The 26,803-nt window shown below is 41.0% G+C and carries 28 protein-coding genes, 1 riboswitch and 1 other annotated feature; all 28 genes read right to left on the bottom strand.

The features are described 5' to 3' along the window. Positions 1 to 39: 39 nt before the first annotated feature. Positions 40 to 1,104 (bottom strand): inorganic phosphate transporter, encoded by a 1,065-nt coding sequence (locus tag ACQKEZ_RS13480; RefSeq protein ID WP_427301530.1) that lies wholly within the window; start codon positions 1,102 to 1,104, stop codon positions 40 to 42. Between the two features lie 12 nt (positions 1,105 to 1,116). Next, positions 1,117 to 1,818, bottom strand: coding sequence for a phosphoadenylyl-sulfate reductase (locus ACQKEZ_RS13475; protein WP_427301529.1), 702 nt, complete (start codon positions 1,816 to 1,818; stop codon positions 1,117 to 1,119). 233 nt (positions 1,819 to 2,051) lie between these two features. Then, positions 2,052 to 2,156: riboswitch (SAM riboswitch) on the bottom strand. A gap of 146 nt (positions 2,157 to 2,302) precedes the next feature. Continuing rightward, entirely contained in the window at positions 2,303 to 2,944 is a 642-nt protein-coding gene (gene pyrE / locus ACQKEZ_RS13470) for an orotate phosphoribosyltransferase (RefSeq protein WP_427301528.1), read from the bottom strand. Positions 2,945 to 2,948: 4 nt separating this feature from the next. Then, a complete protein-coding gene (gene pyrF / locus ACQKEZ_RS13465; RefSeq protein ID WP_427301527.1) occupies positions 2,949 to 3,656 on the bottom strand; it encodes an orotidine-5'-phosphate decarboxylase in 708 nt (235 codons plus the stop codon). Next, positions 3,628 to 4,560: a dihydroorotate dehydrogenase gene (locus ACQKEZ_RS13460; RefSeq protein ID WP_427301526.1), complete on the bottom strand. Its 933-nt coding sequence runs from the start codon at positions 4,558 to 4,560 to the stop codon at positions 3,628 to 3,630. Before ACQKEZ_RS13460 ends, pyrF begins: the two co-directional genes overlap by 29 nt. Continuing rightward, positions 4,560 to 5,330, bottom strand: a complete 771-nt coding sequence (locus tag ACQKEZ_RS13455; RefSeq protein ID WP_427301524.1) for a dihydroorotate dehydrogenase electron transfer subunit — start codon at positions 5,328 to 5,330, stop codon at positions 4,560 to 4,562. The genes ACQKEZ_RS13460 and ACQKEZ_RS13455 overlap by 1 nt, the downstream gene beginning before the upstream one ends. Further along, a complete protein-coding gene (gene carB / locus ACQKEZ_RS13450) occupies positions 5,327 to 8,542 on the bottom strand; it encodes a carbamoyl-phosphate synthase (glutamine-hydrolyzing) large subunit (RefSeq protein ID WP_427301522.1) in 3,216 nt (1,071 codons plus the stop codon). Before carB ends, ACQKEZ_RS13455 begins: the two co-directional genes overlap by 4 nt. After that, positions 8,527 to 9,621 (bottom strand): carbamoyl phosphate synthase small subunit, encoded by a 1,095-nt coding sequence (locus tag ACQKEZ_RS13445; RefSeq protein ID WP_427301520.1) that lies wholly within the window; start codon positions 9,619 to 9,621, stop codon positions 8,527 to 8,529. The genes carB and ACQKEZ_RS13445 overlap by 16 nt, the downstream gene beginning before the upstream one ends. Next, positions 9,618 to 10,904 carry a dihydroorotase gene (locus ACQKEZ_RS13440; protein WP_427301518.1) on the bottom strand — a complete coding sequence of 429 codons (1,287 nt, stop codon included), beginning with the start codon at positions 10,902 to 10,904 and terminating at the stop codon, positions 9,618 to 9,620. The genes ACQKEZ_RS13445 and ACQKEZ_RS13440 overlap by 4 nt, the downstream gene beginning before the upstream one ends. Further along, positions 10,888 to 11,811: an aspartate carbamoyltransferase catalytic subunit gene (locus tag ACQKEZ_RS13435; RefSeq protein WP_427301516.1), complete on the bottom strand. Its 924-nt coding sequence runs from the start codon at positions 11,809 to 11,811 to the stop codon at positions 10,888 to 10,890. Before ACQKEZ_RS13435 ends, ACQKEZ_RS13440 begins: the two co-directional genes overlap by 17 nt. A 129-nt stretch (positions 11,812 to 11,940) precedes the next feature. Then, entirely contained in the window at positions 11,941 to 13,272 is a 1,332-nt protein-coding gene (locus ACQKEZ_RS13430) for a solute carrier family 23 protein (RefSeq protein ID WP_427301514.1), read from the bottom strand. 144 nt (positions 13,273 to 13,416) lie between these two features. Next, positions 13,417 to 13,959 (bottom strand): bifunctional pyr operon transcriptional regulator/uracil phosphoribosyltransferase PyrR, encoded by a 543-nt coding sequence (gene pyrR / locus ACQKEZ_RS13425; RefSeq protein ID WP_427301512.1) that lies wholly within the window; start codon positions 13,957 to 13,959, stop codon positions 13,417 to 13,419. A 168-nt stretch (positions 13,960 to 14,127) separates the two neighbouring features. Continuing rightward, positions 14,128 to 15,042, bottom strand: a complete 915-nt coding sequence (locus tag ACQKEZ_RS13420; protein ID WP_427301510.1) for an RluA family pseudouridine synthase — start codon at positions 15,040 to 15,042, stop codon at positions 14,128 to 14,130. Beyond that, positions 15,039 to 15,506 (bottom strand): signal peptidase II, encoded by a 468-nt coding sequence (lspA, locus tag ACQKEZ_RS13415; RefSeq protein ID WP_427301508.1) that lies wholly within the window; start codon positions 15,504 to 15,506, stop codon positions 15,039 to 15,041. Before lspA ends, ACQKEZ_RS13420 begins: the two co-directional genes overlap by 4 nt. A gap of 95 nt (positions 15,507 to 15,601) precedes the next feature. Further along, positions 15,602 to 15,979 (bottom strand): TraR/DksA family transcriptional regulator, encoded by a 378-nt coding sequence (locus tag ACQKEZ_RS13410; RefSeq protein WP_427301963.1) that lies wholly within the window; start codon positions 15,977 to 15,979, stop codon positions 15,602 to 15,604. A 206-nt stretch (positions 15,980 to 16,185) separates the two neighbouring features. Then, entirely contained in the window at positions 16,186 to 18,960 is a 2,775-nt protein-coding gene (ileS, locus tag ACQKEZ_RS13405) for an isoleucine--tRNA ligase (protein ID WP_427301506.1), read from the bottom strand. Between the two features lie 62 nt (positions 18,961 to 19,022). Next, positions 19,023 to 19,253 (bottom strand) — a binding site (T-box leader). 60 nt (positions 19,254 to 19,313) lie between these two features. Further along, positions 19,314 to 19,808, bottom strand: a complete 495-nt coding sequence (locus tag ACQKEZ_RS13400) for a DivIVA domain-containing protein (protein WP_427301505.1) — start codon at positions 19,806 to 19,808, stop codon at positions 19,314 to 19,316. A gap of 23 nt (positions 19,809 to 19,831) precedes the next feature. Next, positions 19,832 to 20,608: an RNA-binding protein gene (locus ACQKEZ_RS13395; RefSeq protein WP_427301503.1), complete on the bottom strand. Its 777-nt coding sequence runs from the start codon at positions 20,606 to 20,608 to the stop codon at positions 19,832 to 19,834. Positions 20,609 to 20,663: 55 nt separating this feature from the next. Beyond that, complete coding sequence (locus ACQKEZ_RS13390) at positions 20,664 to 20,945, bottom strand: YggT family protein (RefSeq protein WP_427301501.1); 282 nt, start codon at positions 20,943 to 20,945, stop codon at positions 20,664 to 20,666. A gap of 6 nt (positions 20,946 to 20,951) precedes the next feature. Further along, entirely contained in the window at positions 20,952 to 21,410 is a 459-nt protein-coding gene (sepF, locus tag ACQKEZ_RS13385; protein WP_427301499.1) for a cell division protein SepF, read from the bottom strand. Position 21,411: 1 nt separating this feature from the next. Further along, entirely contained in the window at positions 21,412 to 22,101 is a 690-nt protein-coding gene (locus tag ACQKEZ_RS13380; protein ID WP_427301497.1) for a YggS family pyridoxal phosphate-dependent enzyme, read from the bottom strand. A 6-nt stretch (positions 22,102 to 22,107) separates the two neighbouring features. After that, positions 22,108 to 22,896, bottom strand: coding sequence for a peptidoglycan editing factor PgeF (gene pgeF / locus ACQKEZ_RS13375; protein WP_427301961.1), 789 nt, complete (start codon positions 22,894 to 22,896; stop codon positions 22,108 to 22,110). A 283-nt stretch (positions 22,897 to 23,179) separates the two neighbouring features. Beyond that, on the bottom strand, positions 23,180 to 23,416 hold the full coding sequence (locus ACQKEZ_RS13370; protein WP_427301495.1) for a YlmC/YmxH family sporulation protein: 237 nt from the start codon (positions 23,414 to 23,416) through the stop codon (positions 23,180 to 23,182). A gap of 76 nt (positions 23,417 to 23,492) precedes the next feature. Then, the gene (locus ACQKEZ_RS13365) at positions 23,493 to 24,269 is read right to left on the bottom strand and encodes an ABC transporter ATP-binding protein (RefSeq protein WP_427301493.1); all 777 of its coding nucleotides are present in this window, start codon (positions 24,267 to 24,269) and stop codon (positions 23,493 to 23,495) included. 136 nt (positions 24,270 to 24,405) lie between these two features. Continuing rightward, positions 24,406 to 24,762 carry a PTS glucitol/sorbitol transporter subunit IIA gene (locus tag ACQKEZ_RS13360; RefSeq protein ID WP_427301491.1) on the bottom strand — a complete coding sequence of 119 codons (357 nt, stop codon included), beginning with the start codon at positions 24,760 to 24,762 and terminating at the stop codon, positions 24,406 to 24,408. A 26-nt stretch (positions 24,763 to 24,788) separates the two neighbouring features. Further along, positions 24,789 to 25,808 (bottom strand): PTS glucitol/sorbitol transporter subunit IIB, encoded by a 1,020-nt coding sequence (srlE, locus tag ACQKEZ_RS13355; RefSeq protein ID WP_427301490.1) that lies wholly within the window; start codon positions 25,806 to 25,808, stop codon positions 24,789 to 24,791. Between the two features lie 14 nt (positions 25,809 to 25,822). Continuing rightward, positions 25,823 to 26,353: a PTS glucitol/sorbitol transporter subunit IIC gene (gene srlA, locus ACQKEZ_RS13350; protein ID WP_427301488.1), complete on the bottom strand. Its 531-nt coding sequence runs from the start codon at positions 26,351 to 26,353 to the stop codon at positions 25,823 to 25,825. An 18-nt stretch (positions 26,354 to 26,371) separates the two neighbouring features. Next, positions 26,372 to 26,803 (bottom strand): transcriptional regulator GutM, encoded by a 432-nt coding sequence (locus ACQKEZ_RS13345; RefSeq protein WP_427301486.1) that lies wholly within the window; start codon positions 26,801 to 26,803, stop codon positions 26,372 to 26,374.

Below are 26,803 nucleotides of genomic sequence, written 5' to 3'. Positions count from 1 at the left end.
GTGTTCATAGTTATTAGATCTTAATAGTCAGATTTAAGGTTATATTCCGCCGCCCTGCTCGTGAATGGAGCTACTTTCTTTTTTGACAACCTTCATTAGGCTAATAGCGCCTATAGAGGCAAACAAGACACTTATCATGATAAAAATAGAATAATAGTCTCCCTTTAAGAACAGACTGACTAATAAGTAGGATAAGCTTAATGAAAGAAACGGAGATACGATCCATACTTTCAGCATTTTCTTCACAACTTGCTTATGAAAGATGTTAGGTCCGCTTTTTGCCATCCCAAGTCCGATAATGGATGAGGATGTAATTTGTGTTAATGGGACGGGTAAACCGAATATGGAACTAACCATCACGAGACTTGCTCCTGTACTAGATAACAAGATGCCTTCTCCTGTTTGATAGCGTGTGATTTTCTTCCCGTTTGTCTCAAGAACTCTTCTGCCAAGCAGTAGTGCACCAAGTGCCACAAATAAACCACCGTAAAGCGTTCCTTGCCCCACTGATAAGACACCCGAAGCAACAAGAGGTCCAACCGCATTTGCAACATTATTCATACCAGCTGAAAAAGCTTCCAAAAAGCCACTAATAATTAATATGATCGAAAGAATGCCTGCACTTCTTTTTGACAACTTTCTTTTTGGAAGAAGCGCCGAAAGCTTAATCATGATATAAGTGAAAGCAAATGCAAAAAACGGAATGATGATCCAAAAAGAGACAATCACTAAAATTGATTTGACAAACAACACCTTGTACGCAATGGCAACACCAACCACTGCCCCAACAGTCACTTCGCTTGTTGATAGCGGAATCGCAATTAAATTCGCTATAAATAATGATAACGCAGCAGATGCAATGATAATACAAACGATCTCAAGCGTAATCACAGACTGTGGCATAATGCCTGAGCTAATGGTTTTGACGACCTCGCCTCCACCAATGATAGAGCCTGTTAAAATACCAAATGCGCAAAAAACGAGTGCATAAATAGGTTTTTTAATCGCACCTGATCCATAGGCAATTCCCATAGAAGCTGCCGCTCCGCTTGCGCCAATATTTAGGGCGAAAAATAGACTGAATAAAATCGCGGCGATTTCCATTAATACTCTCCCTTATTCATGCAATCCACACTCCGTCTTAGCCGTACCAGTCCATCTGCCAGAACGCAAGTCTTCCGCTGTGAAGGCCGGTTGTGTACATGGTGCACAGCCGATACTTGGATAACCTTGATCATGTAACGGATTATACGCAAGTTCTTGTTTAGACGTATATCTCCAAATATCTTTCCATGTCCAATGAATGAGAGGACATACCTTTACAGATTGAAACTTTTCATCCTTATTCAAAAAATTTGTCCCCGCTCTTTTCGGTGATTGCTCTCTTCTTAAACCTGACAGCCAAGCTGGATAACCTGACAGCGCTTGATGAAGCGGAATGACCTTTCTCATATGACAGCAGCTTTGTGGATTTGTCTCCCAAAGCTCGTTGCCATGTTTTTCATTTTGCTCTTCCACAGTAAGTTCAGGTGTTTGAAGAACAATATCTAAACCTGGATATCTTTCCTTGACCGCATCAATCGTATCGTATGTCTCCTTAAAGTGAAGTCCTGTATCTAAGAAAACGATCCTCGCGTCTTTTTTCACCTTATGAATCAAATCAATTAATACAATACCTTCAATGCCAAAGCTACATGCATAAATCAGCTGATCACCATAATGTCCATATGCCCACTTTAATACCGATAGTGCCCCTTTATACGTATCGTCCGCTTGAAATGTAATGGACGGCTCTTCCCAGTTATCATAAGTTAACATTTTTTCTCCCCTTCCGGAGCATTGTAAATTTCGCACGTATCATGCTGCTACTTCAGCCGAATTTTTTCATTTTTTTCTACTTGAATGAACAATCAATGTGTTTGATCCAAAGTCCATGCTTTTCATTAGCTCTTCATAATTGTTCTGCTTCACTTCAATCCCCTCTTCCTCCTCACCATTAAAATAAAAAAACTTCCTTTCATTCCGAAAGAAAGATGAGGAAGCTCACAAATTCCTTATCTTTCAAAATAGACTCATTTTGTAGGAAGTAGCACCTTGCTCAAATAGCAGGTTGCCGGGCTTCATCGGGCCAGTCCCTCCACCTCTCTGGATAAGATTTTTAATTTGTATTAAATATTAACACAATTCAAACAAAAGTCAACCCGACTTTATTGATAGGATTAGTTTTTTATCAATTTGAGTCTTTTTTACTATTTTTTAACATGGGGTGACCTACAAAAAAGCTGTGCTATCATCGCACAGCTCATTGAACAGTTTCCTCCATCCATGTTGTGGACGCAGGATCTTGTTTCCAACGCTTTAATTTATTCATATCCGCCTCTTGAATAGCACCAAGCTCAAGCGCCACGTCAGAGAGCGTATCGTAATCTGTTAGTGTGACATACGGTATGCCTTTCTTTTCAAATGCGGCTGTCGCTTTCGGAAGCCCATATGTGAAAATTGCAGCTACTCCTAATACATCACAACCTTCTGCCTTGAGCGCATCTACAACCTCAAGCACACTGCCTCCAGTTGAGATTAAATCCTCTACTACAACTACTTTTTGTCCAGGTGATACGACCCCTTCAATTTGATTTCCTTTCCCATGTGCTTTTGGTTTACTTCTGACATAACACATAGGTAAACCAAGTCGGTCTGCCGCAAGTGCAGCATGTGGAATACCTGCTGTTGCAGTCCCAGCTACGATATCAGCCTGCTTAAAATGTGTGTCAATCACATCTTTTAATCCTTGAGCAATATCGTTTCTTACTTCTGGATATGAAAGTGTAAGTCGATTGTCACAGTAAATTGGTGATTTGATGCCACTTGCCCATGTAAATGGTTCATCTGGCTTTAATGAGACGGCTTTAATCTGTAATAAATGTTTAGCGATTTTTGTTTTCATGCATCTACCTCTCCCACTCTGTTAAAATTTGTTCATAAGCTAATGTCGGATGATGCGCTTTCGTAATGGATCTTCCGACAACAATATGAGAAACGCCCTGCTTCTTGGCGTAAGCGGGTGTTGCTACACGCTTTTGATCATCTGTTTGATCATCTGCGAGTCGAATCCCTGGTGTCACTGTCAGAAAGGCTGGTGAAATGTGCTCATGAATCCACTTTGATTCATGAACAGAGCAGACCACACCATCCAATCCACTTTCATTTGCCATTTGTGCATAGTGAAGAACCGCTTCCTTTAATGGCCGGTCAATCAACAATTCTTTATTCATCATGTCCTCTGAGGTACTAGTCAACTGCGTTACTGCAATGATATTGGGACGTTTCCTACCTGCTTTCGTTCCGCTCACTAACCCTTCAACTGCCGCTTGCATCATTCTTTTTCCACCAGCTGCGTGCACGTTGACCAAGTCTACATCTAGGGTTGCGAGTCGGTTCATTGCTTTTTGAACCGTCGTTGGAATATCATGCAATTTAAGATCTAGAAAGATGCTACAGTTTTTTTGCTTTAGTTTGTCAATGATAGGAGGCCCTTCCTGATAAAACAGCTCCATGCCTACTTTGACAAACAAAGGTGCTCCTTGAAATTGATCCAAAAAAGCAAACGCCTCTTGACCCGTCTGAAAATCAAGCGCGATGATTGGCAACCGCTTCATGCTTCCAGCTCCTTCCGATACACTCCTCGACAGATGAGAATCCATAATTTGATAATACAGCAGGCAGTTCTTCGATGATGTCTGGACATACGTAAGGATTCACAAAATTAGCTGTCCCAACAGCAACTGCACTTGCACCCGCAAGTAAAAATTCCAGCACATCCTCTGCATTCTGAACGCCGCCCATCCCAATGATCGGGATATTTACCGCTTGACTTACTTCATAGACCATTCTGATGGCGACAGGTTTTATAGCAGGGCCTGATAAACCACCTGTTTTATTCGCTAAAATAGGTTGGCCATTTTTTAAGTGAAGACGCATTCCGATCAATGTGTTTATCATCGTAAGACCATCTGCACCAGCCGTTTCTATGGCTTTAGCAATCTCTACAATGTTCGACACATTTGGTGATAGTTTCACATAAACTGGAACAGTCGAAACTTCTTTAACTGCCTTTGTAAGCGTGGCAGCCATTTGCGGTTCAGTCCCAAAAGCGATACCGCCTGTCTTCACATTCGGACATGAAATGTTGAGTTCAAGTGCATGAACATTTTTAGCTTGGCTAATATGCTTTGCGACCTCTACATAATCCTCTATTTGTGAACCTGCTACATTTGCAATAATCGGTGTATTAAATTGTTCAAGCCAAGGCAGCTCATTCTCAAGAACACCCTTTAGCCCTGGATTTTGCAGTCCAATGGCATTTAACATACCTGCGCCTGTTTCTGCTACCCTTGGTGTCTGATTCCCGAATCTCGCTTCAAGTGTTGTGGCTTTGATCATAATGCCTCCAAGAACAGATAGATCATAAAATGAAGCAAACTCTTTGCCAAATCCAAAACAGCCAGAAGCAGGGATAATCGGGTTTTTTAACGATAAGCCCGGTAGTTCAATGTTCAACATTATAATGCCACCTCCTCAGCTTTAAACACAGGTCCATCGAGGCAAACTTTCACATACGATTTTTCGTGCTGATCCGTATGGCACACGCAGGCAAAGCACGCTCCGATACCGCAGCCCATTCGCTCTTCCATAGAAATATAGACAGGTTTATTGGGATACGCTTCTTTTAATGCTTTCAGCATTGGTGTAGGTCCACAAGAAAGAAGGGCATCAAAGTTGATTTGCTCCTGCTCAATTACATTTGTCACAAATCCCTTTGTTCCGGCAGTCCCATCGACTGTCGCAATAAATGTTTCACCAAGCGTTTGAAATTTCTTCTCATAAAACATGTCCTTTTCCGATTGGAAACCAAGAACATGTTTTACCTTGATGCCTTTTTTCGTCAGTCGTTTTGATAGCTCATATAATGGTGGAACACCGATTCCTCCGCCGACTAGAAGGGCTGTTTGCCCTGGCTTTACAACCGATGTGTCATATCCATTGCCAAGTGGTCCTAACACATCGACCTCATCACCCACTTGCTTTAGAGAAAGGAGCTTTGTGCCCTCTCCCTCAGCGCGGAAAATAATCGTTACTTCTCGTCTTTCCATTTGAATATTTGCAATACTGATCGGTCTTCTAAGTAAAGGTGTCATCGATTCGCTGACCTTTAAATGTAGGAACTGTCCAGCCGTTTGAAAAGATTCAACAAGGTCGCCTTTTAATGTCATTTCGTAAATATGGTCGGCGATCTCTCGATTGGAGACGACCGTCAAGTATGCTTTTTTCATATCGTTACTGTCACCTCAGCATTTGTTTTCACTACTGGCATTTCATCTGCTCTAAACGTCATGCTTTCTAGCACTCGTAATATCGCTTCTGCTGTGTCAAGTGATGTTAAGCAAGCAACACCATTTTCTACTGATTCTCTTCTAATACGGAAGCCATCTCTTGCAGGCTGTTTTCCTTTTGTCAGTGTATTAATAACAAATTGTGCTTCCCCGTTTCGAATGACTTCAAGCAAGTTCTTGCCTTCCTCACCAATCTTGCCTACAACACTTGATGGGATGGATGCTTGTTGTAAGTAGTTCGCCGTCCCTTCCGTTGCGAGGATGTGATAGCCAATGGCATGAAATCTTCTTGCAATCTCAAGGCCTTCTTCCTTATCTTTATCTGCTACAGTCAAAAGGACAGTACCGTCTTTTGGAATTTGAATGCCTGATGCAATTAAGCCTTTATATAGTGCTTTTTCAACCGTGATGTCTTTGCCCATGACTTCCCCTGTTGATTTCATTTCAGGCCCGAGCGTAATATCTACTCTTCTTAGCTTGGCAAAGGAGAATACCGGCACCTTTACATAAACACCTGCTTGTTCCTGATGAAGCCCTTCTTCGTAGCCATATTTTTTCAGCTTGTCACCTAGAATGACTTTCGTTGCGAGGTTTGCCATTGGAATGCCTGTGATTTTACTTAGAAATGGTACGGTTCGGCTTGAGCGTGGATTGACCTCAAGGACATATATTTCTCCTTTTGATAGCACAAATTGGATGTTTAACAATCCAACAATGTTTAGACCCTTTGCTAGCTTGATGGTGTATTCAGCAATTTTAGCTTTAATTTCTTCTGAAAGTGTTTGTGGTGGATACACGGCAATTGAGTCTCCAGAGTGGACACCAGCCCGTTCAATGTGTTCCATAATTCCTGGGATGACAACCGTTTCTCCATCTGATACAGCATCTACTTCAATTTCTTTACCAGTTAAATATTTATCGATTAACACTGGATGCTGAGGGTTAATCTTAACCGCATTCTCCATGTAATGTAGTAACTCGTTTTCTTGATACACGATTTCCATTGCACGTCCACCTAGCACATACGATGGACGAACAAGAACTGGATAGCCGATAACATTTGCAATGGCGACTGCCTGTGTGACAGATGTCGCTGTTTTCCCTTTTGGTTGCGGGATACCTAGCACTTCAAGGGTCTGTTCGAACTTGTCGCGGTTCTCTGCTCGATCAAGATCTTCAAGTGAAGTGCCAAGGATTTTTACACCTCTGTTTGAAAGCTCGTCCGCTAGATTGATGGCTGTCTGTCCGCCAAATTGGACAACAACGCCTTCTGGCTTCTCAAGATCAATGATGTGCATAACATCTTCTACTGTGAGCGGCTCAAAGTAGAGCTTATCTGAGATACTAAAATCTGTTGATACGGTTTCAGGGTTGTTATTGATAATAATTGCTTCATAGCCTGCTTGTTTAATTGCCCAGACCGAGTGCACCGTTGCATAGTCAAATTCAACCCCTTGTCCGATTCGGATAGGACCAGAGCCTAAAACAACCACACTCTTCTTGTCTGTTCTCTCCGATTCGTTCTCTTCTTCATAGGTGCTGTAGAAGTAAGGTGTTTCTGATTCAAACTCTGCTGCACACGTATCGACCATTTTATAAACTGGAACGATTCCCGCTTCTGCTCTCATTTGGTATAAGTCTGCCTCTTCCATATCCCATTCTCGACTGATATAAATATCAGAAAAGCCTTTTTCTTTCGCTTCTTTTAATACGTCAAGGCTGCCTTTGTTTTCTTTAAGCTTGCTTTCAAATGCGATAATTCCTGCAAGCTTATGAAGGAAAAAGAAATCTATTTTAGAGAATTCATGAATTTGTTCAACGGTGTAGCCTCGGCGAAGAGCCTCAGCGATGTAAAACAAGCGTTCGTCGCCTGCTTTTTTAATTCGTTTTTCCACTATTTCATTTGTGATTTCTGCTTCACCTTTTAATTCAATATGATGGACGTCTGCTTCAAGTGAGCGAACTGCTTTTAGCAATGATTCCTCTAGCGTTCTGCCAATGGCCATTACTTCACCTGTTGCTTTCATCTGTGTACCTAGTCGTCTGTTTGCTGACTCAAACTTATCAAAAGGCCAGCGCGGAATTTTAGATACAATGTAGTCAAGTGCCGGTTCAAAGGCAGCATAGGTTTTACCTGTCACAGGGTTCATCATTTCGTCCAGTGTAAGACCGACAGCAATTTTTGCTGCGAGTTTCGCAATTGGATAGCCTGTCGCTTTCGAAGCAAGTGCAGATGACCGACTTACGCGCGGGTTGACCTCAATAATATAGTAGTTAAAGCTGTCTGGATCGAGGGCAAGCTGAACGTTACATCCACCTTCAATTTCAAGTGCACGGATCAATTTTAATGAGACGTTTCGAAGTAGCTGATATTCACGGTCACTAAGTGTTTGACTCGGTGCTACGACGATACTGTCACCTGTATGAATTCCGACTGGATCGAAGTTTTCCATGTTACAAACGACAATCGCATGATCTCCGCTATCTCGCATTACTTCATATTCAATTTCCTTGTAGCCTGCAATGCTTTTTTCTAGTAAACATTGTGTGACAGGACTTAACTTTAGTCCATTCTCTACAATTTCTTTTAGTTCTTGTTCATTCGTACAAATACCGCCACCTGTTCCGCCTAGTGTATAAGCTGGTCTGACGATTACTGGAAAACCGATTTGGTTGATAAATGCCAATGCCTCATCAAGGTTATGAATGATTTCACTTTCAGGAACTGGTTCATTTAGCTCATTCATTAAATTCCGGAAAAGATCACGGTCTTCGGCTTTTTGGATAGCTGACAGCTTTGTGCCAAGCACCTCGACGCCGCACTCTGCTAGAACGCCTAGTTCGGATAGTTCAACAGCGAGATTGAGTCCTGTTTGTCCCCCAAGTGTTGGCAAGATGGCATCAGGACGTTCTTTACGAATGATTCGAGTTAAAAATTCTGGTGTTAAAGGTTCAATGTATACTTTGTCTGCCATTTCTGTATCGGTCATGATTGTAGCAGGATTCGAGTTCACCAAAACGACTTCATAGCCCTCTTCTTTTAGTGCTAGACATGCCTGTGTTCCTGCATAGTCAAATTCAGCTGCTTGTCCAATGATGATTGGACCTGATCCAATTACTAATATCTTCTTGATGTCTATGCGTTTTGGCATACTGTTTCCCCTTCTTTCTCAGTCTTTTGAATCATATCCATGAATTGATCAAATAAGTAGTTCGCATCTTCTGGCCCCGGTGATGCTTCCGGGTGATACTGTACGGTAAAGGCTGGTGCTGTTTTATGTTTAAGCCCTTCAATTGTGTTGTCGTTCAGTGCAATATGTGTCACTTCAAGAACTTTATCATTGATTTCAGATACGGTATACCCGTGGTTTTGAGAAGTAAGTGTCACTCTTCCTGTCGCTATTTCTTTGACCGGATGGTTTGATCCACGGTGTCCAAACTTCATTTTTTCCGTGCTTGCACCACATGCGAGTGCGAACAACTGATGTCCTAGGCAAATCCCAAAGAGTGGAACTTTGCCGATCATTTGCTGGATCATTTCGACTGCTTCAGGGACATCTGTTGGATCTCCTGGTCCATTTGAAAGCATCATACCATCTGGTTTAAGCTGCAATATTTCCTCTGCTGTAATATGATATGGAACCACAATGACATCACAATTACGTTTGTTTAGCTCGCGTAAAATACCGTGTTTCATCCCAAAGTCAACAAGCACAATTCTTTTCCCTCTGCCTGGACTTGGATATGCGTTTTTCACAGAGACTTGGCTCACTTGATCTGTCTGCAATTGCATATGCTGAAGGCGGTTGACCACTTCATCCACATGTTCATCTGGAGAAACAAAAGCACCTTTTAAAGTTCCAGCACTTCTAATCATTCTTGTTAATTTTCGTGTATCAATTCCGGCAAGACCGGGGATCTTTTTCATTTTTAAGTATTCGTCCAGCGAATAGGAAGAGCGCCAGTTCGAAGGCTTCTCGCAAAGCTCTTTGACAATCAGTCCTTTGACAAACGGTGTAATCGATTCAAAATCATCACGGTTGATTCCATAGTTTCCGATTAATGGATATGTGAGTGTGACAATTTGTCCGCAATATGATGGATCAGACAAAATCTCCTGATAGCCCGTCATGCCTGTATTAAATACAACTTCACCGCTCGATGACTCTAAGCTACCAAACCCTGTTCCTTCAAATACTGTTCCGTTTTCTAGCACTAAGCGTCTCTTCATTTTACAAGTCTCCCCTCTTCATAAACGACCTTCCCTGATGCAATGGTCATCACTGGCCAACCTGACACTGTCATTCCGTCAAATGGTGTATTTTTACCTTTTGATAAAAAGCTATCTTTATCAATTGTCGTCTCTTTGTTTATATCAATGAGTGTGATATCCGCTACATATCCTTCTACTAGTTTTCCATATGGAAGGGAGAAAGCTTCTGATGGTTTAATTGTCATATAGTCAATTAGCTCTTTTAACGTCCATTCACCTGTTTTGACAAAGCGGGTATAAAGGAGCGGGAATGCTGTTTCAAGACCGACAATTCCAAATGGTGCAAGCGACATACTTTCATTTTTTTCTTCTTCTGTATGTGGTGCGTGATCTGTTGCAATAAAGTCTATCGTTCCATCGAGTAACCCTTCAATCAGTGCTTCTCTATCTTCTTTTCCTCTTAGAGGCGGGTTCATTTTATAATTTGTATCCAGACCAGGAATGTCCGTATCGCAAAGAAGTAAGTGGTGTGGTGACACTTCAGCTGTAACACGTATTCCTGCTTTTTTAGCATCACGTACGACCCTGACTGATTCCTTCGTGCTAATATGGCAGACATGATAATGACAGCCTGCTGCTTCTGCTAAAAGAACATCTCTAGCAATATGCACCGATTCACAAATGGATGGAATCCCATTTAAACCATTTGCTTGAGAGTATTCACCTTCATGGACACTTCCTCCATAAATGAGGGAGTTGTCTTCACAGTGAGCTACGATCGCTTTGTCTATGCTCGCTGCCTTTTTCATTGCTTCATACATCATACCTGCTGTTTGTATGCCCACTCCATCATCTGTGAAGGCGAAGGCACCCGCTTCCTTTAATGCCTCAAAATCTGTCAAGTCATCACCGATTTGTCTCGTTGTAATCGAGGCATATGGTAATACACGGATGGAGGAAGTATCATTGATTCTTTTTGTGAGCCATTCCATTTGCTCCTTTGTATCAGGTACTGGTCGGGTATTTGGCATCGCTGCTACTGTTGTGTAGCCCCCTCTTGCTGCTGCTTTTGAGCCAGTTTCTATGGTTTCCTTTTTTTCTCCGCCAGGCTCTCTAAAATGGACATGTAGATCCACAAAACCTGGTGTTAATAAAAGCCCACTTGCATCAATGACCTTTTCTTGATTTGATCCCTCTAGGTGACCAATCTCTGTAATGACTTCTCCTTCGATTCTTACATCCTTTTGTACCTTTTCTCCATTGCTTGTTAAGATGAAGCCGTTTTTAATGAGATATGACATAGACAGAATCTCTCCCTTTTTGATTTAGTCTGCTGTTTTGAAAGGCTCTTTTTAATACAGCCATGCGGACAAATACACCATTTTCCATTTGCTTAAAAATTCTTGACTGCTTTGCTTCTACTAAAGAATCATCTATTTCAACACCTCGGTTAACAGGTGCTGGATGCATAATAATTGCATGCTTTTTCATTTTTGCTGCTCTATCTTTTGTCAAACCATACGTCGTTAAATAGTCAACATGTCCGATTTTTTCAGCATGTCGTTCATGCTGGATTCGCAAGAGCATGACGACATCTGATTGTTGAATCGCTTCATCTACTTCGACATATGTGCCATGAGGATTGTGTTCATCTTGAAGGTAAGAAGGACCTGAAAAAAGTACTGTTGCACCAAGCCGTGAAAGCACTTCAGCATTAGACCTTGCAACTCTGCTATGTCTCACATCACCATGAATGGAGATGGTTAAGCCTTCGAATCGCTCAAACTCTTCATAAATTGTGAGCAAATCAAGCAATGATTGTGTCGGATGCTGCCCACATCCATCTCCTGCATTGATGATTGGAATGCCAACCTTACCAATCAGATCCTGATAATATTCATCTGCACGATCTCGGATCACACATGCTTCTACACCAATGGCTTCTAAGGTTTTCACTGTGTCGTAAAGCGTTTCGCCTTTTTGAACTGAAGTGCTTGTGCCGTCTAAATTTAAGACGTTCATGCCTAGTTTTTTTTCAGCGACTTCAAAGCTAAAACGTGTTCTTGTACTTGGTTCAAAAAAGAGATTGGCTACAAATGCGCCGTTTAATCGATTTTCCTGTTTGCCATTTTTCAAGGCTTTTGCTTCTTCAATCAGGTCTAAAATCTCTTCCTTAGACAAACTGCTCATTGTCGATAGATGATTCATTTTTCTTCCCCCTCTAGTTTTCATACACTTTCAGGTTCAAAAAAACCCCAAGCCTGATCAGCTTAGGGTTCTCCAAAATAAGCAGCGGCATTTCATGCACTTCTGCTCATTCCAGAACCCTTGTCAGCCTCACTGGACTTCTTTTAAAAGGTTATGTGTATTCGATTCGTTTGACTTGTTTCCATCTGCTGCTATGTTTTTTGGCAGGATGAGATTGAGCAAGACACCAGTTATTGCTGCGAGTGCCATGCCAGATACTGTGAGATTGATTTGTTTAATTTTGATAAAGGCCCCTCCGATTCCGATGACAAGGATGACTGAGGCGATGATCAGATTACGTCTTTCTTCAAAATTCACTTTATTGTCAATCAGGATTCTCAGTCCACTTGAAGCAATGATGCCAAACAGGAGGAATGAGACACCTCCCATTACTGCTGCAGGGACGGTACTGATTAATGCTGAGATTTTCCCAACAAAGCCGAAGCAAATGGCGAACACTGCTGCTCCACCGATGACGAAGATGCTAAACACTCTTGTAATGGCCAAAACTCCGATATTTTCACCATATGTTGTAGTTGGTGGCCCTCCGATGAGAGAAGCAATGATCGTTGCGGCACTATCTCCTAAAATGGAGCGATGTAAACCTGGCTTTTTGATGAAATCTTGTCCTACGACCTTGCTTAACACCACTTGATGACCGATATGCTCTGACATTGTTACAAAAGCGACCGGAACCATTGCGGTGACGATGCCTAATGTTATCGTTGGCGTATAATCGGCAAACGGTACAACAAAGTTTGGTACTTCAAACCACTTGGCATCAACCACTGGCTGAAAATCGACGATTCCCTGTGTTAATGCGAAGAGATATCCACTAATGATTCCGATTAAAACAGGAATGAGGCTGAAAAACCCTCGCAAGAAAATCATACTAACGATTGTCACAAGCAGTGTAAACCCTGCTACACTTAGATGTTTGAGGCTGTATACTAGCTCCGTTGCATTTGAGTCAGCATACATGGCCATGTTTACTGCCGTTCCTGCTAAGCCTAGTCCAATGACGATAATGACTGGTCCGACAACGACTGGTGGCAAAAGCCGCATGAGCCAACCTGTACCAAGCCATTTGATAAATAAAGCAATCAGCGCATAAGCAACTCCAGCCATAAAGGCTCCAACCATTGCCGCGCCAGGTCCGCCTGTAGCTTTGACATTCAAAATCGGGGCGATAAAAGCAAAGGACGATCCTAGATAAGCAGGAATTTGTCCTCTCGTAATGATTAAGTAGACGATTGTTCCTATTCCACTTGAAATTAATGCAACCGCTGGACTCATGTCGATAATCTTTGGGACAAGAATTGTTGCACCAAACATTGCGAACAAATGCTGTAAGCTGAATGAAAGCCATGTGAATGGTTTTGGTATGTCTCGAATGCCTAGATTGGCTTTTTGCTGACTCATGTTTTTCCTCCTAGTTGTTCTTTTCTATCAAAAAAGCCTCTTTGCGAGTATGCGCAAAGAGGCCCAGAAAAGCAACACACTTATAGTAGGTGTGCGTTCTCGTATGTCCTCTTTGCAAACTCTCTGGAATGCATTTAAAAAGGTTTATTTTTCATATATGGCGACAAGGTCTTGTTGATCGACCTCAAGTAGCTGAACCATCACAGTTTCTGCCTTTGAGGTGGGGATATTTTTCCCGATGTAATCCGCTCTGATTGGCAGTTCTCTATGCCCTCTGTCAACAAGGACTGCAAGTTGAATGGAGGAAGGTCTTCCCACATCGACAAGCGCATCCATCGCAGCTCTAACCGTTCTACCTGTAAATAGTACATCATCGACCACAATCAGTGTTTTGTCATTAATATCGGCCGGAATATCCGCACCCTTGACAAGCGGGTCTTGATTTTCTGTCTTTTTCGTCAGGTCGTCACGATATAGTGTAATATCGAGTTCTCCGACTGTCACAGGATTCCCCTCAATTTGTTCAATGCGCTCTGCAAGGCGCTTGGCAAGATGTATACCTCTTGTCTTGATTCCAGCAAGGATGACATCCTTCATTCCCTTATTGCGCTCAATCATTTCATGCGCAATTCGAGTGAGAGCTCGTCTAATCGCTTGTTCATCAAGAATGACTGCTTTTTGTTCCATCTTATACACCTCTTTTTGACAAGTAAAAAGCCCCTTCTGCAAAGGGCAGAGAGGGGCGCTCATTTGTGTGCAAACACACAAATTGATCCGTCATCCTTCTCAGCCTCTCTGGACTGTGTTAAAGAATCTCAATTTCTTCATTTATTATTTCAAAAAAAGAACTGGCTGTCAATCGTTATTTCTTAATGTATCGATAAAATCCTGCATATCTTTAGGCATCGGTGCAGAAAATTCGACATATTCTCCTGTACGAGGATGATCAAATCCAAGAACACCTGCGTGTAGCAATTGTCCATTGAAATCAACCGTCTTTCTTGGACCGTATTTCGGGTCGCCTGCAAGCGGGTAGCCAATATACTTCATGTGGACACGAATTTGGTGGGTTCTTCCTGTTTCAAGACGACACTCTACGAGTGTTAAGTCTTGAAAACGTTCAAGCACATCAAAGTGAGTCACAGCATTTTTAGCATTTTCATTTGTGACTGTCATGCTTTGGCGATCTTTTTTATCTCGACCAATTGGCGCATCAATCGTACCTGTATCATGTTGAATGATGCCATGAACAAGTGCCGTGTATTTTCTAGTAACGGTTTTTTCAACTAATTGATTGACAAGTGATTCATGTGCCATATCATTTTTAGCTACCATTAAAAGCCCTGACGTATCCTTATCAATGCGGTGGACAATACCTGGTCTCATCACACCATTAATACCGGATAAGTCCTTACAATGAGCCATAAGTCCATTTACAAGCGTACCTGTCACATGACCTGGTGCTGGATGCACAACCATTCCACGCGGTTTATTGACAACAAGTACATCCCCGTCTTCATAGTAAATATCCAAATCCATCGGTTCTGCTTCAACATCAAGCACTTCTGGCTCTGGTACATCTACTTGAATATCATCTGTGGGTTGAACTTTGTAATTGGCTTTTACTTTTTTGCCGTTGACCTCGATGACGCCCTCTTTGACCCATTGCTGGACTTGAGTTCTTGACCAATCAGGTTTAGCTGTACTTAAGAATTTATCAATCCGTTCACTTTTTTGATCTTCTGGAACGGCAATGTTTAAACGATTCATGTAGTTGTCTCCTTATTTTTCTTTCCATCTAAAAGCATTTGAATGAAGAGCAGAATGACTCCTACACAAAGGGAAGAATCTGCAATATTAAAGATTGGGTAATGGTAATTGCCAAATACGAAGTGCGCAAAATCAACTACTTCTTGACGAAACACGCGGTCGATGAAATTCCCAATCGCCCCTCCGAGCATCAGGGCAAGAGCTACACCTAAAAGCTTGTCCTGTTGTCCATGACGCTGTAAGTAATACACGATACCTACGATAACAACGAGTGTGATCACATAGAAAAACCACATTTGTCCTTGAAGAATTCCCCATGCAGCACCAGAATTACGATGCGATGTAATATAAAAGAATCCATCAATCACTGGGATTGATTCTCCAATCATCATATTTTTGGCAATCAGCCATTTTGTCAATTGATCTAAACAAATAATAACGAATGCGATTATGTAATAGAACACACACGTTCCTCCATCTTCATACTTTGATCTTTAAGCATTTTATCAAGAAATCAGTGTGGAGTAAAGAAACTTTAGCTGACAGACAAAAACCTTCCCTACATGTGGAAGGCTTCATGATGAGGATCATTCATTTCATGGGGATAAGACGGGAGCGCTTTTCGTTCATATTGTTGCTGATACAAGAAATCATCAATCTTTCTGGCTGTAGGTAAAATGCGCATTTGTTCAAGTGACATCATTTGTCCTGTCACTTCACATATGCCGTATAGACCTTGCTCCATTTTTGCTAGTGCAAGTGTTACGTCCTGCAATTCTTCTTTCATATGATACAGCAGTGTTGTCTTCTTATCTTGATTCACCATCATCACATTCTCTGTAGGCGAACGAAATGATGCGTATTCAAACAGCCTTGTTTGAAGCTCGTCTTTCATTTGAAGGAGTTCCATGTAAATCGTGTCTAGGTCGCCATTCATGCCTTTCATTCAACTCCTGCCATGTCGTGATAATCATATTGTTACCTTGTACGTTTACTTTAAAGCACATAAGATTTTTCCTTTCGTTCTAAACGCTGTCAGTTTAAATAAGAAAAAGCGTCTGGCATAAGCCAAACGCTTTGATCGTATTTATTTCTGGAAAAATTGTAAACAAACGCTGATGTCATACAATGTTCAGCTTCATTTTAAAGATTTTCGTTTTGGTAATATTTCTCCACAATTTCTGCGTTCTTCAGTGACAGTGTTGGATACTTCGGATTTGCACCAACATCTTTAGAGATCCTGCGAGAACGTTCGCAAAGCTCACCTTCAGCTTTCTTAACGACAATCTGGCCAGAAGGATACTCAGATGCATCTTCTGTCGCGCTATTCGCATCAAGAACATTCAATTCAGAGATGATAAAGAGCAGTTTGACATCTTCTTTTATTGAAGAAAGAAGTGCTTTTACTTCCTCTGTCGCATAAAGGGTTACATTTGCTTCAAGTGAACGACCAATTACCTTTTCGTTACGTGCATTTTCGAGTGCCTTCAGCACATCGTCACGCACTTCCATAAAGCGGTCAAATTTCTCTTCTGCCATTTCAGCATTTGGAACTTCTAATCCATTAGGCATATCTGTCAGTTGTACACTTGGCTCATCTACAAATGTAAGATGGCTCCAAATTTCATCTGCTGTATGTGGAAGGATTGGTGCTGTCAGCTTCACAAGTGCCATTAACGTTTCATAGAAGACCGTTTGCATCTTGCGGCGATCTGGATGGTCCGCATGCTCGATATACACCACATCTTTTGCAAAATCAAGATAGAATGAGCTGAGTTCGATTGTGCAGAAATTGTGAATCGCATGATAAACGACAGCGAATTCATAATCGCCATATGCTTTTTTCACTTTATCAATTAGTTTGTTCAATTTCACTAAAATATATTGATCCACTTCACGTAACTCATGAACCGGTACTGCATTCGTTTTCGGATCAAAATCAAATAGATTTCCATGAAGGAAGCGGAACGTATTACGGATTTTACGATAGACTTCAGCCACCTGCTTCAAGATGTCATCTGAAACTGGGTGATCTGCTTGATAATTAACAGAAGAAACCCAAAGTCTAAGAATTTCAGCGCCTAGTTGTTTAGCTACTTTGGCTGGTTCAATGGTATTTCCTAATGATTTACTCATTTTACGTCCTTCTTTATCCAAAGTCATTCCATGGCTAAGCACTCCTTTGTAAGGTGCTTTTCCTGTGATAGCTACAGAAGTCGATAAAGATGAGTTGAACCATCCACGGTATTGGTCAGAACCTTCAAGATAAAGGTCTGCAGGGCGAACAAGGTCGTCACGTTCCTCTAGTACTGCTTGATGTGATGAACCAGAATCAAACCATACATCCATGATATCTTGTTCTTGTGTGAATTCACCATTTGGACTACCTGGATGTGTAAAGCCTTCGGGAAGCAGTTCTTTTGCTTCTTTTTCAAACCAAATGTTTGAGCCATGCTCTCTAAATAATTGAGATACGTGCTGAATGGTTTCGTCTGTGATGATAGGTTCACCGTTTTCAGCATAAAACACTGGAATTGGCACTCCCCATACACGTTGTCTTGAGATACACCAATCACCTCTGTCACGTACCATATTAAATAGTCGTGTTTCGCCCCATGCTGGAACCCATTTTGTTTCCTTGATGTTTTCAAGTAATGCTTCTCTAAAATCTTTAATTGAAGCAAACCACTGAGCTGTTGCACGATAGATGGTTGGCTTTTTCGTTCTCCAGTCATGTGGATAAGAGTGTGTAATAAATTCAAGCTTTTTCAAAGCACCTTTTTCCTCGAGTTTTTCTGTAATTGCTTTGTTCGCTTCATCATAGAATAAACCTTCAAATCCAGGTGCTTCTTCAGTCATGACCCCTTTTTCGTCTACAGGGCATAGCACATCAAGTCCATATTTTTGACTGATGATAAAGTCATCTTCCCCGTGTCCTGGTGCAGTATGAACGCAACCTGTACCTGCATCAGTTGTGACATGATCACCAAGCATGACAAGGGAATCTCTCCCATAGATTGGATGTTCAGCCACAATGTGTTCAAGGTCTTGTCCTTTCACTGTTTGGACCACCTCATACGATTCAATACCAAGTGTTTTTGCCACTTGTTCAGCAAGCTCAGATGCTACGACATAACGCTCTTCTCCAGTTGCAAGAACACTGTACTCAAGATTTGGATGAACAGCAATCCCAAGGTTTGCTGGAATGGTCCAAGGTGTCGTTGTCCAGATGAGGATTTGCTCCCCATTTTCAAGAACACCTTTTCCATCTTTTATTTTAAATGAAACGTAAATAGATGGAGAACGTTTATCCTTATATTCAATCTCTGCTTCTGCTAAAGCAGATTCACTTGATGGAGACCAGTTGACTGGCTTTAAGCCTTTATAGATGTAACCTCTCTTCGCCATTTCTCCAAAAACAAGAATTTGTTGCGCTTCATATTCAGGCTTGAGTGTGACATACGGATTGTCCCAATCTGCTCGAACACCCAATCGTTTAAATTGGTTTCGTTGCCCCTCAATTTGCTTCCAAGCATACTCTTCGCAAAGCTTGCGGAATTCAGCCGTTGACATTTCTTTACGATTGACTTTTTTGTTTTTTGTCAGAGCTGTTTCGATTGGCAGTCCGTGTGTATCCCAACCAGGTACGTATGGCGAATGATAGCCGTTCATTGATTTAAAGCGGACAATAAAATCCTTCAAAATTTTATTCAGCGCATGCCCCATATGGATATCACCATTTGCATATGGAGGTCCATCATGCAAAATAAATGTCTTTCTTCCTTTTGTTCTCTCTTGAACCATGCGATAAATGTCTTGCTCAGCCCATGCTTTTTGAATTTCAGGCTCTTTGTTTGGCAAATTCCCTCTCATCGGAAATTCTGTTTTCGGCATTAATAAGGTGTCTTTGTAGTTCATACCCATTCCTCCACATGCAAATTCTTTTTAAAGAAAACCAATAAAAAAAGCCCTTTCATCCCACAAGGGACGAGAAGGCTTATCTCGCGGTACCACCCTTTTAGATAAACAATTGATGCGTTTATCCACTCAAAAATCGTAACGTGATCTCACGCCTTTTCTTACTTCATTTCAGAAAAGGAACTAAAGGGGTGATCTCATATTCAGTGTCTCGTAATGTCAGGCTTCCACCGTCCCTGATTCGCTTTATTACGTATGTGACAACTGCGAGTGTCCCTTTCAAACGTTTGTCTCATTGTTAATTTATGATGGTATTATATGAAACATCATCCGCTGATGTCAAGGCACAGTTCTTATTCTTTTTCATCAAAGACTGCGTCTACCTCATATTCAAGTAAATGATCCCAATCATCGTTTTTGAGCAGGTCAAGTTGTGCTTCGATCAGCATTTGGAAACGAGTTCTAAAGACTTTAGACTGTTTCTTTAACTCTTCGATTTCCATTGCAATCTTCCTTGATTTAGAAAGGGCTTCATTAATAATACGATCTGCATTTTTCTCCGCTTCTCGAATAATGAGCTTTGCTTCTTTATCAGAATGACGCTTCACATCTTCTGCTGCTTCTTGTGCAATAAGAATTGATTTATTTAATGTCTCTTCAATTGTTGCAAAATGACGAAGTCGTTCATCTAGCTCGTTTACTTTGTCTTCAAGTTCGTTTTTCTTACGTAAAACAATTTCGTAATCTTTTCGTACTTGACTTAAAAACTCGTTTACTTCATCCTCATCGTAACCACGAAAGCTTTTTGTAAAGTTTTTATTGTGAATGTCATTAGGTGTTAATGGCAACTTGGCCACCTCCATTTTTCATGTTATGTCAGAAGTTCAAATGTCACTTTAAACTTGTCTTTTTTTGTCTTTCCATCAATGGTTTTTAAGCTAAACCTACCAAAACCACGTACTGATAACTGATCACCTTCACCAATTGTAAAGGACGGATCTTCTGTTACTTTCCAGTTCACCTTCACTAGACCATTTTTTACTAGCAACTGTGCTTTTTGCCGTGATTGTCTGCTAACTGCTGCACAAACGGCATCTAACCGTAGTGAAGAAATCGTATCTTCTTTGATGTCTGTATTACGCAGTTCAGGTTTTACTTGCGTGGGATCTATCTCCTCTAAAGAAACAGCGGCTCTCCCGACATGTGTGAGCTGGGCTCTGACAAAGTCAGCCACCTCATTTGTACAGATGAATTGTACCGCTTCTTCTGAAAAAAGCAGATCACCAAATTTTTGACGTTTTAAACCAATACCCATCAGCGAGCCGAGAAGCTGAGGATGTTCTATTGAAATGAACTTCTTGGCATAGTTCACCTGAAAATAAGTAAGCTCAAAATCCTCAATCCCAGCCTCTATATATTCAGGAAAAATGGCTGCCCTCTTTCGTTCCGCACCATCATATCCACCAAAAAAATGAATCTTTAGCTCATCTGAGTGCTGGATGACAGCTTCTGTAATAAACTGTTCTCTTGGATCAAGGAAATCCGTTAGCTTCATTCTGTATTGATCAAGTGCGATTTTTTTCCAGCCAAGCACTTGATCGACAAACGGCTGCTCATCTTTTCGAAAATGTTGGTAAATATCGCTCATTGTCTTCCCCTTTTTATGTAAAAAGGCTTGGATTTAGCCAAGCCCGGCAGCCGTATTAAATGATACGTTCAAGCATTTGATAGAGACCAGTTATTCCATAATTTGCTGCAAAACGAATAACAAGCAATGCAACAATTGGCGAGATGTCAATCATGCCAATCGGTGGGATAATTTTACGAAATGGTTCTAAATATGGTTCACAAATCGATGCCAAAAAGCGACCAATGCCCATTTCTCTGGCAGATGGGACCCATGACATGAAAATATAAATGATTATCGCGTATGAATAAACCGTTAATACAGTCTTTAAAATACCTAAGATATAAGCTAGAATCACTATGATTTACCACCTCTGAGGTTCTTCTTCTGTAAGTAGTTCTGATATTGTACCTGATACATCTACATTATCAGGTGTACAAAGAAAAATATTCGAGCCAATGCGCTGGATGTCTCCACCGATTGCATAAACCGTACCACTTAAAAAGTCGATAATACGTTTTGCTTGATCGTGCTGAATTCGTTGCAAGTTCACAACGACTGCTCGTCTATTTTTAATATGATCTGCAATCTCTTGTGCCTCTGCATATACACGTGGCTCACTTAACACCACTTTAGAGGATTTCTGTACGCTTTGCAAGCTGACCACATTTTGTTTTCCTGCCTGTTGACGCTGATGAAGTGCCGTCTTATCCTTTGTATCTTTTTCCTCTTGGGCGGGCTCTGCTTCTTCGTCAATATATTCGTATTCATACTCTTCGTCATCAAGAGTGAAGAAACTTTTAAATTTGTTCTTTATGCTCATGTCACACACCTCCCATTTCATTTCCAACAAGTGAAGAACCAATGCGAACAAATGTCGCGCCCTCTTCAATTGCAATTTTAAAATCATTTGACATGCCCATAGATAAATGCTGACAAGGTGCATTTTCTTGGTTTAACTGTTTCACTTCTGTACGAAGTTCTTTTAACATTCTAAAGCATTTTCTCACAAGGTCTTGATCATCAGTATATGGAGCCATCGTCATTAGCCCTGCGATTTCAATTTGTTGAAAATCAGCAAGCTGTTTGATAAAAGGAATGACTTCTTCACTCATCATTCCATGCTTTGATTCTTCAAGTGATGTGTTCACTTGTACAAAACAGCGAACCGGACGATCTGCTCTTTTTTCAATTTCCTCTGCTAACGATATTCTGTCTAGCGAGTGCAGATAGTCAATTGTATGAATAACAGACTTCACCTTTCTTGTTTGCAGACTACCGATGAAATGCCAAGTAATATGTCCACCGGTTATGGCTGCCTTTTTTTCAAGTAGGCCTTGATCACGATTTTCACCAAAATGCAAAACGCCAGCATCTTTTGCTTCTAACGCCCGTTCAATAGAGACATATTTCGTGACGGCAACAACGTGCACATCCTCTGGATTTCGTCCTGCTCTTTCACATGCTTCGTTTATTTGTTCATTTATTTGACTGAGATTCTCTCGTACACTCAATTGTAACTATGCCTCCTTAAAACCGACAAAAGACATCATGCGTCCTGTTTTTCCTTGATCACGTCGATGGGAGAAAAAGAACTCATCCTCACAACTTGTGCACATGGTACTTACCCGAATGTTTTCTTCTTTTATCCCTGCGTGAAGTAATATTAGTTTGTTTAGTTTTTTTAAATCAATTTTGTATTGACCTAATGAAATCGTTGAGTAAACACCCTCTGTTGAAAAAGGAAGTGTTTTCACCTGATCCATCACGTAGTCATCTACTATGTAGCAACAGCTACCAATAGCCGGTCCAATGATTGCTTGAATACGGTCTTTGGCAATGCCTTCTTGACTGCTCCACATATCGACCATTTTTTCACCAATTCGTTTGACTGTTCCTTTCCATCCTGCATGCGCAACCCCGATCAATCCATCCTCTGGGGCAAGAAAATAGAGCGGGACACAGTCAGCAAAGCAAAGGGCAAGCATGAGGTTTTTTTCAGAAGTGTATAATCCATCTGTTGCAGGTAAGGCTTCATTGTAATGAAGACTCCCCTTCCCTTGATGCTCCTTTGTTACTTTTATGATGTGATCTTCATGTGTTTGATCAGCAAATACCCATTGTTTAAGCGGCAATGCCGTTTCTTTGGCCATCAATTGACGATTCATTTGTACACTGGCAGCATCATCTCCAACATGGAGACCAGTGTTCATTGATCGATAAGAAGAGGTACTGACGCCACCATTTTTAGTCGTAAATCCAGCCAATATTTCTACGTCAGACTTGTTCGCCCAGTCATCAATGAACATAGCAGAAGGTGTTTTGAGTCGAAAGGGGTCATTTTTGTGTGTCAATGCTTGCTTCCCACCCTTCGCTTATCTCTTGATAATATCGCTCCTATTTTACCACAAGTAAAGTGCATACAGTTAGCGGGATTCATTAATATTACACTCAAATGTGCTGTTTCTTCATGATTTTTTTCAAATTGATATGAAAACGTAATCTTTTTGCAAGAAAAAGTATTGTTTCATAAGGTGGAGGTGTTAAGTAATGAAATGGTTGTTGTTTTATAGAGGCATTCATGAATGAATATTAGGATGACAAACGAACAAGAATCACATCTTCGCCAATTTTAACTATATTTCGCCACGGAACAATCATTTCCTCTTCTTTTCCGAAAAACCCCATCACTCTCCCTGTACCGCCAATAATAATGGCTTGAATTTTACCACTTGTCACATTGATATCAATATCACCGATTGTCCCAAGTTTCTTCCCACTTGAGACATCGACAACATCTTTTATTTGAAATTCAGATATACTCATCATGACAGATCAACCGCCTTTCTTTTACTACTATATGTATGATGGAAAAGCAGGCGAGCATTCCAATAGTTTCTGCCGATTACGCTTTACTGATATAAGGTCTGCCATTTTTCCACATGACATCGACTTTGAGCTCAAAAAATGAGGAGAGCATCTCACTTGTCATCATGTCATGTGTTGTTCCTTTTGCAAACACCTTTCCTTCTTTGAGAAGGAGGGTATGTTGAAACAATGGTAAAATTTCTTCCGCATGATGAGTTGTATAAAGAAGCGTTGGTGCATTTGGCTGACTGGCAATCAATTCAATTGACTCAAGGACTTGTTCTCTTGAGAGGAAATCAAGACCTGTCACAGGCTCATCTAAAATAAGCAATTCAGGATCATTCATTAAGGCTCTTGCAATCAATACCTTTTGCTTTTCCCCTTGTGAAAGAGTTTCATACCTGCGATTTGCATATTGAAACGATCCAAAAGCCTTCAGGAGATCGATGGCTTTTTCCCTGATTTCATCGGTCGGGCTTTCATAAAGACCAATGGAAGCAAACGCTCCGCTTAACACAATTTCAAACGCGTTATCATCCGGATACAATTTCCGTTCTAAGGCGGCTGATACAAGGCCGATTTTTTGTCTAAGCTTTTCACCAAGCGCTACCTTTCCAAATTCATGACCTAGTACAGTCATGTCACCAGTTGTTGGGAAATAGTATGAGCACATCATATTTAAAAGGGCGGTTTTGCCGGCACCATTTTGTCCATAGAGTACCCAGTTCTCCTTATTCTTCACCTCCCAGTTGATATCTTGTAAAATCTTTTTTCCATCTCGTTTTAGTGTGACGTGCTTTAATTCAATAGACATGAACATTTCCTCCTGTTGTCACTCGTGAAAAATCGAAATATACAATTAACTTATGTCATTCAGCATACCTTAAAATGGTTCGCGGGTAAACAACACAAAAAAGCTGCTCCAATGCAAGGAACAGCTCCTTTTTATACTATGAAATCTCGATTCGAACGCCCTCTTTAATATCTGGAAATGTATGAGGTGAAGCGAAAACAGCTCCTGGTAAAACGTCTTCAAACGGCTCCTGGAAATAAATTGAGATATGACCGAGTTCTTTAAAATTCTCGTTTGCCTTATTGCCAAGTGCAGTAATTGTATATGTGTGATCGCCAACTTGAATTGTTCCACCAAGTTTTAATGGCTCTTCTTCTAGGTGCTCAAATTCATGAATGACAGACATTTCTCTTAGTTCTTGTGGAGCAGCTGGTCCGAATAAAATAATTAACTTATCTTCTTTAAACTGCGGGACTAGAATTCCCACTTCTTTCACAACTGATTGTGTCACCATAGATCATAACTCCTCCTTCAAAACGTTTAATACATACCAAAGCTTGCAACATATGCAATGACGACTGATAGGACACCTGTAATGAGGCGGCTATATAAGACGGCGGGCACGCCGTACTGGACAGTTTCTGGTTTTGCTTCTCCTAGTGACAAACCAACTGGGATAAAGTCACAGCCTACTTGACCGTTGATGGCAAAGAGGGCAGGGAGTGCAAATTGAGGTGGAATATTCCCTAATGCAATTTGACTACCAATCAGAACACCGATGACTTGCGCAATGACTGCGCCAGGTCCTAAAACCGGGGATAGGAATGGCAATGTACATACGATAACGAGTAAGAGCAAGCCCCATATTGAACCAGCTAAAGGTGATAAGAAGTTCGCAATCAAGTCGCCTATTTTTGTATAATTGATTATTCCGATTAACATACTAACGAATGCCATAAAAGGGATGATATTTTTTAAGAGCATATCGACCGAATCACGACCGGCTTGATAGAACGTTCCTGTTACTTTTCCAATTCCTCTTGAGAATCTCATAAGGAAATTGCCTTTTTCCTGACGCGTGAAATTTTCCTGCTTCAGTTTCGAATACGTTTCTTTAAAGTTCTCTTGATCAATTGTTTCTGATTCATTAGATGAATCAGTTGAACTTTCAGAGGCACCACTACTGGATGCTTCTATAATTGTGATGTCTTTTTCTGTTACACCTGATACAAAGATGTCCTCTGTAATATGTTTAGCAAGCGGTCCAGATGGTGAAGAGGAAAGGACATCTACAGTTGGAATCCGTTTCATCGGATATAAACCGATACGCGCCGTTCCACCGCAGTCAATGACAACGCACATCATTTCATCTTCTGGAATCGAGTTTTTAAAGCCATCACATGCTTCTGTTCCTGTCATTTCAGCAATTCTTTGTGCTACTGGATGAATTCCTCCACCTGTGATTGAAACGACCTTTCTCTTTTTACCGGTTGGTTCAAGCTCAAGTCCTTTTCCCCATCCACCAGAACCTTTCGAAACAAATACTTTGCGATTTGCCATGAGTAATCCCTCCCTTATTGTGAATTCGCTTTCATTTTTCCTGCTAAATATTTTGTAATCCATTCAGTAATCACACCGCGAAGTAAGATGACAACAATACCAACTAAGAAGTAACGAACAGCGAGTTCGGACATTGAGTAGCCTGCTTCTTTGATCCCGTTTGCAATGCCTAGATAAACAAACAGTTCACCTGCGTTCGCATATGGAAAAAGTGATGTAACCGGATGAACAAAGGAAACTGCTGAATCATAGAATGCTGGTTTTTGTTTTTCTGGTAAAAAACGACCGAACGTATAAGCCATTGGATTTGTTAGAATAAGAACAGATAAAATCGGCATTAATGTATAACGCAAAATGGTGTACTTGGCCGCAAATTGAATGGCTCTATTCACACGCTCTTCCCCAATAAATTTCATGACGGCATACGTAAATGTTAGTAGGACAACAAGTGTTGGAACGATACCTGTGAAAAGACCCATGAATTGCTTTCCACCAGCTTCAAACATTCCAATAAAATGCTCTCCAAACCATTGAATCCATTCCATGTTTCATCTCCCCTTTCTTTAGTTCACATTTGTTATATTTTTTTTAGAGATGGAAAGAAGCGCCTGCTCAGCTGCCATTGAGATCGCTTGTTTCACGGCAGGCCCTTTTTTCCTTTTTTTCAAGGACTGTTTCATCATATGATGCTCGTCTAAAACAGCCCCTACATGCTTACCTTCGTATTCTTTTAATTCTTTAAATGTCGATAAGATCGAAATCCCACCAAGCACATGACACCTTTGAATGATATAAGATTCATCGACAATGATTAGTGCAATGGCACCAGGGCCAAGCTTTCGTCGTTCCATACCAGAGAACAAGTGGAATCCTTTTTTATCTTTATAATCATCCACAATGTTGTCCATGCTTTTTCTGTAATATTTAATTTGGATAAAAGATAACCCATACTGCACAATGAGAATGACGCATAATATGATGGCTAATTTCTCCAT

Origin of the sequence: Bacillus sp. NPDC077027 (genome assembly GCF_050269555.1) — a bacterium.
Taxonomy (GTDB): Bacteria; Bacillota; Bacilli; order Bacillales; family Bacillaceae; genus Bacillus.
Note: the sequence above shows the minus strand (reverse complement) of the source record. Positions and strands in the feature narration are given on the sequence as shown.

Excerpts from the sequence above, each read along its gene's own strand:
- ACQKEZ_RS13480 (WP_427301530.1), bottom strand. The coding sequence starts at position 1,104 with ATGGAAATCGCCGCGATTTTATTCAGTCTATTTTTCGCCCTAAATATT.
- ACQKEZ_RS13475 (WP_427301529.1), bottom strand. The coding sequence starts at position 1,818 with ATGTTAACTTATGATAACTGGGAAGAGCCGTCCATTACATTTCAAGCG.
- pyrE (WP_427301528.1), bottom strand. The coding sequence starts at position 2,944 with ATGAAAACAAAAATCGCTAAACATTTATTACAGATTAAAGCCGTCTCA.
- pyrF (WP_427301527.1), bottom strand. The coding sequence starts at position 3,656 with ATGAAGCGGTTGCCAATCATCGCGCTTGATTTTCAGACGGGTCAAGAG.
- ACQKEZ_RS13460 (WP_427301526.1), bottom strand. The coding sequence starts at position 4,560 with ATGTTGAACATTGAACTACCGGGCTTATCGTTAAAAAACCCGATTATC.
- ACQKEZ_RS13455 (WP_427301524.1), bottom strand. The coding sequence starts at position 5,330 with ATGAAAAAAGCATACTTGACGGTCGTCTCCAATCGAGAGATCGCCGAC.
- carB (WP_427301522.1), bottom strand. The coding sequence starts at position 8,542 with ATGCCAAAACGCATAGACATCAAGAAGATATTAGTAATTGGATCAGGT.
- ACQKEZ_RS13445 (WP_427301520.1), bottom strand. The coding sequence starts at position 9,621 with ATGAAGAGACGCTTAGTGCTAGAAAACGGAACAGTATTTGAAGGAACA.
- ACQKEZ_RS13440 (WP_427301518.1), bottom strand. The coding sequence starts at position 10,904 with ATGTCATATCTCATTAAAAACGGCTTCATCTTAACAAGCAATGGAGAA.
- ACQKEZ_RS13435 (WP_427301516.1), bottom strand. The coding sequence starts at position 11,811 with ATGAATCATCTATCGACAATGAGCAGTTTGTCTAAGGAAGAGATTTTA.
- ACQKEZ_RS13430 (WP_427301514.1), bottom strand. The coding sequence starts at position 13,272 with ATGAGTCAGCAAAAAGCCAATCTAGGCATTCGAGACATACCAAAACCA.
- pyrR (WP_427301512.1), bottom strand. The coding sequence starts at position 13,959 with ATGGAACAAAAAGCAGTCATTCTTGATGAACAAGCGATTAGACGAGCT.
- ACQKEZ_RS13420 (WP_427301510.1), bottom strand. The coding sequence starts at position 15,042 with ATGAATCGTTTAAACATTGCCGTTCCAGAAGATCAAAAAAGTGAACGG.
- ACQKEZ_RS13410 (WP_427301963.1), bottom strand. The coding sequence starts at position 15,979 with ATGAATGGCGACCTAGACACGATTTACATGGAACTCCTTCAAATGAAA.
- ileS (WP_427301506.1), bottom strand. The coding sequence starts at position 18,960 with ATGAACTACAAAGACACCTTATTAATGCCGAAAACAGAATTTCCGATG.
- ACQKEZ_RS13395 (WP_427301503.1), bottom strand. The coding sequence starts at position 20,608 with ATGAGCGATATTTACCAACATTTTCGAAAAGATGAGCAGCCGTTTGTC.
- sepF (WP_427301499.1), bottom strand. The coding sequence starts at position 21,410 with ATGAGCATAAAGAACAAATTTAAAAGTTTCTTCACTCTTGATGACGAA.
- pgeF (WP_427301961.1), bottom strand. The coding sequence starts at position 22,896 with ATGTTCATTGATGACTGGGCGAACAAGTCTGACGTAGAAATATTGGCT.
- ACQKEZ_RS13370 (WP_427301495.1), bottom strand. The coding sequence starts at position 23,416 with ATGATGAGTATATCTGAATTTCAAATAAAAGATGTTGTCGATGTCTCA.
- ACQKEZ_RS13365 (WP_427301493.1), bottom strand. The coding sequence starts at position 24,269 with ATGTCTATTGAATTAAAGCACGTCACACTAAAACGAGATGGAAAAAAG.
- ACQKEZ_RS13360 (WP_427301491.1), bottom strand. The coding sequence starts at position 24,762 with ATGGTGACACAATCAGTTGTGAAAGAAGTGGGAATTCTAGTCCCGCAG.
- srlE (WP_427301490.1), bottom strand. The coding sequence starts at position 25,808 with ATGGCAAATCGCAAAGTATTTGTTTCGAAAGGTTCTGGTGGATGGGGA.
- srlA (WP_427301488.1), bottom strand. The coding sequence starts at position 26,353 with ATGGAATGGATTCAATGGTTTGGAGAGCATTTTATTGGAATGTTTGAA.
- ACQKEZ_RS13345 (WP_427301486.1), bottom strand. The coding sequence starts at position 26,803 with ATGGAGAAATTAGCCATCATATTATGCGTCATTCTCATTGTGCAGTAT.